Annotated in this window: 5 protein-coding genes; 3 read left to right on the plus strand and 2 right to left on the minus strand. The window is 71.6% G+C overall.

Annotation, left to right across the window (positions count from 1 at the left end; all coding sequences use genetic code 11):
- The coding region (locus FV222_RS11385) for an FAD-dependent monooxygenase (RefSeq protein ID WP_147814321.1) at positions 1-1,148 on the plus strand (1,148 nt) is incomplete at its 5' end.
- Positions 1,149-1,539: 391 nt separating this feature from the next.
- Positions 1,540-5,154 (plus strand): transcription-repair coupling factor, encoded by a 3,615-nt coding sequence (mfd, locus tag FV222_RS11390; RefSeq protein ID WP_147814323.1) that lies wholly within the window; start codon positions 1,540-1,542, stop codon positions 5,152-5,154.
- A 139-nt stretch (positions 5,155-5,293) separates the two neighbouring features.
- Here the strand turns inward: mfd and FV222_RS11395 are convergent, their stop codons facing one another.
- Complete coding sequence (locus tag FV222_RS11395) at positions 5,294-6,586, minus strand: patatin-like phospholipase family protein (RefSeq protein WP_147763092.1); 1,293 nt, start codon at positions 6,584-6,586, stop codon at positions 5,294-5,296.
- Positions 6,587-6,800: 214 nt separating this feature from the next.
- Between FV222_RS11395 and FV222_RS11400 the strand changes: the two genes are divergently transcribed.
- Entirely contained in the window at positions 6,801-7,853 is a 1,053-nt protein-coding gene (locus FV222_RS11400) for a CoA ester lyase (protein WP_147753390.1), read from the plus strand.
- 94 nt (positions 7,854-7,947) lie between these two features.
- Here the strand turns inward: FV222_RS11400 and FV222_RS11405 are convergent.
- A partial coding sequence (locus FV222_RS11405) for a helix-turn-helix domain-containing protein (protein WP_147814325.1) occupies positions 7,948-8,602 on the minus strand: 655 nt, incomplete at its 5' end.

Here is an 8,602-nt window from a genome sequence, read left to right on the forward strand (position 1 = left end):
GCGCCGCCCTGGCGCTCGCCCGCGACGGCATCCCGACGGCGCTGGTCGGGCGCCATGCACCCGTGGCGGACGGGCGCACCGTCGCCCTGCTCGACGGCTCCGTGCGCTTCCTCGACGCGCTGGGGGCCTGGGCGGGCATCGCCCCGCAGGCCGGCCCGCTGGCGACGCTTCAGATCATCGACGACACCGGAAGCCTCTTCCGCCCGCCGCCGGCACGCTTCCATGCCGGCGAGATCGGCCTCGACGCGTTCGGCTGGAACGTCGAGAGCCGCCTCCTGGTCGAAGCCCTGCGCCGGCAGGCGCGGGCGACCGAACACCTCACGCTGTTCGAGAGCGACGCGGCGGAAGCCGTTGCGGGCGAAGAATTTTCCGAGGTTCGCCTTGTTGATGGCGGTCGGGTCTCGGCCCGGCTCGTGGTGGCCGCGGACGGAGGCCGGTCGCCCCTGCGGACGGCCAGCGGCATCCGGGTGCGGGACTGGTCGTACCCGCAATCCGCGATCACGACGATCCTCGCGCACGACCGCCCGCACGGCAATGTCTCGACCGAGTTCCACACCCGCGGCGGCCCCTTCACCCTGGTGCCGCTGCCCAACAACCGCTCCAGCCTCGTGTGGGTCGCGGCCGAGGGCGTCGCGCGCCGCCTCTCCGCCCTCGACGACGCAGCCCTCGCCGAGGCGGTCACCGCCCAGGCGCAGGGCATGCTTGGGACGATGCGGGTCGACGGGCCCCGCGGCCTCGTGCCGATGCGCGGCCTCTCCGTGGCGACCCCGACGGCCCACCGCCTCGCCCTGGTCGGCGAGGCCGCCCACGTCTTCCCGCCGATCGGCGCGCAGGGGCTGAACCTTGGGTTGCGGGATGCCGCCGCCCTCCGCGACGCGGTGCTCGGCGCGGTCCGCGAGCACCGTGATCCGGGCTCGCGCGCGGCGTTGGCCGGCTTCGCCCGCGCCCGGCGCCTCGACGCGGCGTTGCGATCGACGGCGGTCGACACCCTCAACCGCAGCCTGCTCGCCGACCTCATGCCCGTCGACGCGTTGCGCGGCGTCGGCCTGCTCGCGATGAGCGCGATCGGCCCGCTGCGCCGCGCCGTGATGCGCGAGGGCGTCCTGCCGCGGCTCGGCGCCCCAGAGCAGATGCGGGTTTCGCGTTGAACGAAAAATCTTTCTAGTACTGAAGGTTGGGGCCGGCGGTTCAGGTCGCGCATCAAGGGCTGCCGGCGCGAGAACCTGCTGCGCTCGTCTTTGGCCGCGCGCTTGGTCGACACCGGCATGCGCGTGCCGAACGGGACCCTCTGCAACTCGCCGTGCTGGCCCAACAACGACCGCGCCCGGTGAGCTCAATCGAAAAAACGCAGTCTATCGAGCGGGTTGTCGCCGGGTGCTCACCGAGCACCTCGGCCCAACCGGACCATCCCGGGCCGCATCGCCCGGCGGCTGCCACCTGACACCCCGCCTTCCGGTCTATACACCCCGTCTCGCGGGCTCCACCTCCCGCCATCCGGGCATCGCCTGCCCGCCCGATCCGACGACGAACAGACACACGATGGCCAAGCCTGGATCCAAGACGCCCGCACCTCCGGCCCCCGCGCCGAAGGTCCAGACGGCGCGCTTCGCGCTTCCGAAGTCCGGGCCGCTGGCGCGGATTCGCGACGCGTTCGCCCGTGGCGAGAGCCCGACGCTCGCCGGCGTCCCGGACGGGTTCGACGCCCTGGTGGTGGCCGACCTCGCCCGGGCCTTGAGCGCCGGCTTCGAGGGGCCGGCGGTGCTGGTCCACGTCGCCCGCGATTCCGGGCGCTCGGCGGCCTTCGTCAACGCGCTGAAGTTCGTCGCCCCCGAGATCGAGGCGATGAGCGTGCCGGCCTGGGATTGCCAGCCCTACGACCGGGTCTCGCCCAACGGCGCCACGGCGGCGCAGCGCATGACCGCCTTCTCGCGGCTGACGCGCACGCGCTCCTCCGAGGCCGCGCCCCGCATCGTCTGCACCACGGTCAACGCCCTGATCCAGCGCGTGCCGCCGATGAAGCGCATCGCCGTGGAGACCTTCTCGGTGGCGATCGGCAACGTCGTCTCGATGGACAAGGTCGTGGCCTGGGTCGAGGCCAACGGCTTCCTGCGCACGGGGACGGTGCGGGACACGGGCGAATACGCCGTGCGCGGCGGCATCCTCGACCTGTCGCCGCCGGGACTCCCGAACCCGATCCGCCTCGACTTCTTCGGCGACACCCTGGAATCGATCCGCGCCTTCGATCCGGAGACGCAGCGCACCGTCGGGCAGCTCCGCTCCCTCGACCTCGTGCCGATGAGCGAGGTCCAGCTCACCACCGAGACCATCCGGCGCTTCCGCCAGGGCTACATCGCCAACTTCGGCGCCGCGACCCGCGACGACCGCCTCTACGAGACCGTGAGCGAGGGCCGGCGCTACGCCGGCCTCGAGCATTGGATGCCCCTGTTCTACGACGGCCTCGACACCCTGTTCGACTACGTCGCCGGGGTGCCGATGGTGTTCGAGCCGCAGATCGAGGACGCGGCCTCCGAGCGGCTGGCCTTGATCCAGGACTACTTCCAGGCTCGCGAGCAGGCGCGCAAGACCCCGCAATCGGGCGTCGCGCCCTACAAGCCGCTGCCGCCGCGCGCCCTCTACCTCACCCAGAACGAGCTGCGCGACCGGATCGCGGCCTGCTCGGTCGCCCGGCTGACGCCGTTCGCGGTGCCCGATGGCGGGGCCGACGGCCCGGCCATCGATTGCGGCGCCGAGCCCGGCCGCACTTTCGCGGCCGAGCGCGCCAGCGAGGCGACGAGCGTCTTCGACGCGGCGGTGGCGCACGTGAAGGACCTGCAGGGATCCGGTCACCACGTGATCCTGGGATCCTGGTCCGAGGGCTCGCGCGACCGCCTCTGCGGCGTGCTCGCCGACCACGGCCTGAAGAAACCGATGGCGATCTCCCGCCTCTCGGACGTCTACGCGTTGAAGCGCGGCACCGACGTGGCGGTCGCGGTCTGGGGCCTCGAATCCGGCTTCACGACGGGCCAGCTCGCCGTGGTCTCGGAAGGCGACATCCTCGGCGACCGGCTCGTGCGCCATAAGCGCAAGTCCAAGCGGCCGCAGGACGTCATCCTGGAGGTGCAGGCGCTCCAGCCCGGCGACCTCGTGGTGCATGCCGACCACGGCATCGGCCGGTTCGTCGGCCTGAAGACGGTGACGGCGGCGGGCGCCCCGCACGATTGCCTGGAGCTGCAATACGCCACCGGCCTGCTGCTGCTGCCGGTGGAGAACATCGAGCTTCTGACCCGCTACGGCTCCGAGGATTCGGAGGTCGCGTTGGACCGCCTCGGCGGCGCCGGCTGGCAGGCGCGCAAGGCGCGGATGAAGAAGCGCATCCTCGAGATGGCCGGCGAACTCATCAAGGTCGCAGCCCAGCGCTTCGTGCGGCAGGCGCCGCGGCTGGTGCCGCCCGAGGGGCTCTACGGCGAGTTCGCCGCCCGCTTCGCCTTCGAGGAGACCGAGGACCAGGCCAACGCCATTGAGGCGGTGCTCTCGGACCTGAACGAGGGCCGCCCGATGGACCGGCTCGTCTGCGGCGACGTCGGCTTCGGCAAGACCGAGGTGGCGTTGCGCGCCGCCTTCGCCGCCTCGATCTCGGGGCGGCAGGTGGCGGTGGTGGTGCCGACCACCCTGCTCGCCCGCCAGCACTTCCGCACCTTCGCCGAGCGCTTCAAGGGCCTGCCGATCCAGGTGGCGCAGCTCTCGCGCTTCGTCGGCGCCGCCGAGATGAAGCAGAACCGCGCGGGGATCGCGGCGGGCACCGTCGACATCGTCGTCGGCACCCATGCGGTGCTCGCCAAGACCATCGCCTTCAAGGACCTCGGCCTGATCATCGTCGACGAGGAGCAGCACTTCGGCGTCAGCCACAAAGAGCGCCTGAAGGCGCTGCAGGCCGACGTGCACGTGCTGACGCTCTCGGCCACCCCGATCCCGCGGACCCTGCAGCTGGCGATGACGGGCGTGCGCGACCTCTCGATCATCGCCACGCCCCCGGTCGACCGCCTGGCGGTGCGCACCTTCGTGACGCCGTTCGATCCGTTGACCATCCGCGAGGCGCTGCTGCGCGAGCGCTACCGCGGCGGGCAGTCGTTCTACGTGGTGCCGCGGATCGAGGACCTCGCCGAGGTGAAGCGCTTCCTCGACACCGAGATGCCCGAGACCACGGTCGCGGTGGCGCACGGGCAGATGGCGGCGGGCCAGCTCGAGGACGTGATGACCGCGTTCTACGAGGGCAAGTACGACGTGCTGCTCTCGACCACGATCGTCGAATCGGGCCTCGACATCCCCACCGCCAACACGCTGATCGTGCACCGGGCCGACATGTTCGGCCTGGCCCAGCTGTATCAGCTGCGCGGCCGCGTCGGCCGCTCCAAGGCCCGCGCCTACGCCCTGTTCACGACGCCGGCCAACCGCACGCTGAGCGCCCAGGCCGAGCAGCGCCTCAACGTGCTGCAGACCCTCGACACGCTCGGCGCCGGCTTCCAGCTGGCCTCCCACGACCTCGACATCCGCGGCGCCGGCAACCTGCTCGGCGACGCGCAGTCCGGCCACATCAAGGAGGTCGGCTACGAGCTCTACCAGCAGATGCTGGAGGACGCGGTCACCGCGCTCAAGGCCGGCTACGAGGAGCCGGTGGAGGAGGCGTGGTCGCCGACCATCGCGCTCGGCGCCCCCGTCACGATCCCCGAGACCTACGTCGAGGACCTCGGCGTGCGGCTCGCGCTCTACCGCCGGCTCTCGACCCTGGAGAACGACGCCGAGATGGAGGGGTTCGGCGCCGAGCTCATCGACCGCTTCGGGCCGCTGCCGCCGGAGGTGGAGCAGCTGCTCAAGATCGTCACGATCAAGATCCTGTGCCTGGCCGCCAACATCGCCAAGGTCGAGGCCGGCCCCAAGGGCGTCGTCGTCCACTTCCGCGACAAGTCGTTCGCGAACCCGCAGGGGCTCGTCGCCTACGTCGCCGAGCAGGCCTCGTTCGCCAAGGTGCGTCCGGACATGAGCGTGGTGTTCATCCGCGAGCTCGACTCGATCCCGGCCCGGCTCAAGACCGCGACGCAGGTGGTGCGGGCGCTCGCAGGGATCGCCGAGCGCGGGGGGAAGAAGAAGGCGGCGTGACCGCCTCCCGCTCGGCGGGAGACGGGCTAGAGCATTTTCGAGCGAGGTGGATGCCGTCTCGCGTGAAGAAAACCTGATCGCACAACAAGATAGAGCATTTTCGGTGATCCAGGGATCACCGAAAATGCTCTCGCGCCGCTCAGCGCGTCGCCAGGGCCTGGGACGCGTCCGGACGCGATGCGTCCAGGCGCGGCATCTCGGCGGGATGCGGGGCCTTCGCATGCACGGCGCCGAGCGCACCCGTCGGCGGGTTCGACGGAGCGCCGGCCATCGCTTCCGAGCCGTCGAAGGCCGTGCCGGCTCGGCCCAGCGTCTCGGCATGCGCGAACAACGCCTTCATGTAGCGCTGGTCGAACGGGGCCGGCGAGGTCTCGGTGAAGCGGTCGTCGATCTCGGCGACCTTCAGGTCGAGGGATTCGCGGCGGGCGAAGGCGTCAGCGAGCGCGAGGGCGTCGCGCGTCTGCGCCTTTATCGCCGCCGACATCGCCCGGCCGAGCACCGAGAGCGTGGTGTGCGTCGCCATCTGGAAGTACGGCGCGAGCTTGTTGTTGACCACGAGGTAGACCGTCCGGGCCGGGATCTTCACCCCGCCCGAGCCTGTCAGCGCGGCGATGAGCGCCGGCTTCGGCGCCAGGAAGAATGGCGCCGTGGTGCCGCCGTCCACGTGCATCTCCTGGATCGTCTTGCCATCTGCGGTGGCCGAATCGATCGAGACCGGCGGGAACACGCCGGGCACCGCGGACGAGGCCAGCACGATCGCGCGGAACAGGTTCAGCGCCTTGTCGTCGCCGACCGTGGCGATGGCGCCCATGTCCCACAGCACCGGGCGCTCCGTGTCGAGCTCGGTGGTGGCGACCAGCAGCCGGCGGCCTTTGGCGTGCTCGGCCGCGATCGCCTTCAGCAGGCGCGGCGTCACCGCCTTCTCGATCCGGCGCTTGAGCGGCCAGGTGTCGGTCAGGGCCTCGTTGGAGCCGCCGAACTCGAACACGTCCGCCGCCGAGACCGTGGTGTAGGCCTCGCGCAGGGCCGCGTCGCCGGCGTCGCCGATGAAGGCGAAGGGCGCGATCAGGGCCCCCGTCGAGACGCCGGTGATGACGCCGAAGGCCGGGCGGCGGCCGCTGGCGCTCCAGCCGGAGAGCAGTCCGGCCGCGAATGCGCCGTTCTCGCCGCCGCCGGAGAGGACGAGCCATGGGTCGGCGGCCGCGGACGCTTGGTCGATCAGCGCCTGGAAGCCCTGGGGGTCGTCGCCGGCGATGCGCAGGGGGCCCTTCAGGGCGGCGGGACGCGCCGTGGCGATTTCGCCCGGGGTGAAGACCGTGCGCTCGGCCCGCTTGGCCGTGTCCGATCCGGCGAAGGACAGATCGGGCGCACCGATCCCGAGAGCGAGGACTGTCGCGCAGAGGGCGATCCGACGCGTCTTGGATGTGGGCATAGCCCGATTCCCGATATCGATTGACCCGCCTCGATTCGAAAAACGCCGCGCCGTCCGTCGCGTTCCCGATATGGGGCGTAACCGCCGCGCCCAGGGTACCCGTCGTGCGGCAGCGCACCATGATTCGAACCGCGCGGATCGCTTTACGCCGGGCCTGTGCTTGCACTAACCGGACGAACCGCTCGGTCACGCCGACCCGCAACGAGGTTTTGACATGAAACTGCCGCGCCGCTTCTTCCAGCCGCTCGCCGCCGGCGCGCCCGAGCCCTTCCGCGAGCTGCCGGTGCGGCTGGAGCGGATGATCCACTTCGTGCCGCCCCACAACGACAAGGTCCGCGCCCGCGTGCCGGAGCTCGCGCCGACCGTCGACGTCGTGCTCGGCAACCTGGAGGACGCGGTGCCGATGGACCAGAAGGAGGCGGCCCGGAAGGGCTTCGTCCAGATGGCGCAGGCGACCGACTTCGCGGCGACCGGCACCGGGCTGTGGAGCCGCATCAATGCGTTGAACTCGCCGTGGTTTCTCGACGACCTGTTCGAGCTCGTGGCCGAAGTCGGCTCGAAGCTCGACGTGGTGATGATCCCCAAGGTCGAGGGTCCGTGGGACATCCACTACGTCGACCAGCTCCTCGCCCAGCTCGAGGCGCGCCACGGCGTGACGAAGCCGATCCTGATCCACGCGATCCTCGAGACGGCCGAAGGCGTCGCCAACGTCGACGCCATCGCCTGCGCGTCGCCCCGCATGCACGGCATGAGCCTCGGCCCCGCCGACCTGGCGGCGTCCCGCGGCATGAAGACCACCCGCGTCGGCGGCGGCCATCCGGAATACCGGGTGATCGCCGACCCGACGGCTGAGGGCGTCGCCCGCGCCAGCGCGCAGCAGGACCTCTGGCACTACACCATCGCCAAGATGGTCGACGCCTGCATGGCCAACGGCATCAAGGCCTTCTACGGCCCGTTCGGCGACTTCTCGGACGGCCCGGCCTGCGAGGTCCAGTTCCGCAACGCCTTCCTCATGGGCTGCGCCGGCGCCTGGACGCTGCACCCGAACCAGGTCGCCATCGCCAAGCGCGTCTTCGCCCCCGATCCGGACGAGGTGGCCTTCGCCGCCCGCATCGTCGCGGCGATGCCCGACGGCACCGGCGCGGTGATGCTCGACGGCAAGATGCAGGACGACGCCACCTGGAAGCAGGCCAAGGTCATCGTCGACCTGGCCAAGCTCGTGGCGGCCAAGGACCCGGAGCTGGCCGCGGTCTACAAGCTCGGCTGATCCCGGGCGCCGCCCGAGCCCGGCCACCGCTTCGGCGGCGCGGCGGCTCTCCGCCGGACCTCATCGGTTCACCCATGAGGCCTGGTGGGCGCCGTCACGATCCGAACCGGGTGCGGTAATCCTGCGGCAGCGTAGCGACGAGCCGCAGGAAGCTGCGGCGCATCGTTTCCTCCGAACCGAAGCCGCAGGCCTGCGCGATGCGCTTCACCGGGCGCCGCGTCTCGGACAACGCCCGCTGCGCCGCCTCCACCCGCAGCCGCTCGACCCCCTTGGCCGGCGTCAGCCCGGTCGCCGCACGGTAGTGGCGCCCGAGGCTGCGCTCGCTCATGCCCGCCGCCGCCGCGAGCGCCGGCAGCGAGAGGTCGCCGGCCAGGTTCTCCCGGATCCAGGCATGGAGGGCGTCGAAGCGGTCGTCGCCGGCCTGGAGCGCGAGCGCCGCGCGGAACTGCGCCTGCCCGCCCGGCCGCTTGAGGAACATCACGAGATGGCGCGCGACCCCGAGCGCCAGGGGGCGGCCGAGGTCCTGTTCCACCAGCGCCAGCGCCAGGTCGATGCCCGCGGTGATCCCCGCCGAGGACCAGACCGGGCCGTCCTGCACGAAGATCGGGTCCGGCTCGACGCGTGCCAGCGGATAGCGTTTCGCGAGCCGCGCGCAATAGGCCCAGTGCGTTGCCGCCCGGCGCCCGTCGAGGAGCCCCGCGGCCCCGAGCAGGAAGGCGCCGGTGCAGACCGAGGCGACCCGGCGCGCC

It is taken from the genome of Methylobacterium sp. WL103 (genome assembly GCF_008039885.1).
Lineage (GTDB): Bacteria > Pseudomonadota > Alphaproteobacteria > Rhizobiales > Beijerinckiaceae > Methylobacterium > Methylobacterium cerastii.

What these genes read in the sequence shown, in the direction of transcription:
- mfd (WP_147814323.1), top strand. Translation starts at nt 1,540, where the DNA reads ATGGCCAAGCCTGGATCCAAGACGCCCGCACCTCCGGCCCCCGCGCCG.
- FV222_RS11395 (WP_147763092.1), bottom strand. Translation starts at nt 6,586, where the DNA reads ATGCCCACATCCAAGACGCGTCGGATCGCCCTCTGCGCGACAGTCCTC.
- FV222_RS11400 (WP_147753390.1), top strand. Translation starts at nt 6,801, where the DNA reads ATGAAACTGCCGCGCCGCTTCTTCCAGCCGCTCGCCGCCGGCGCGCCC.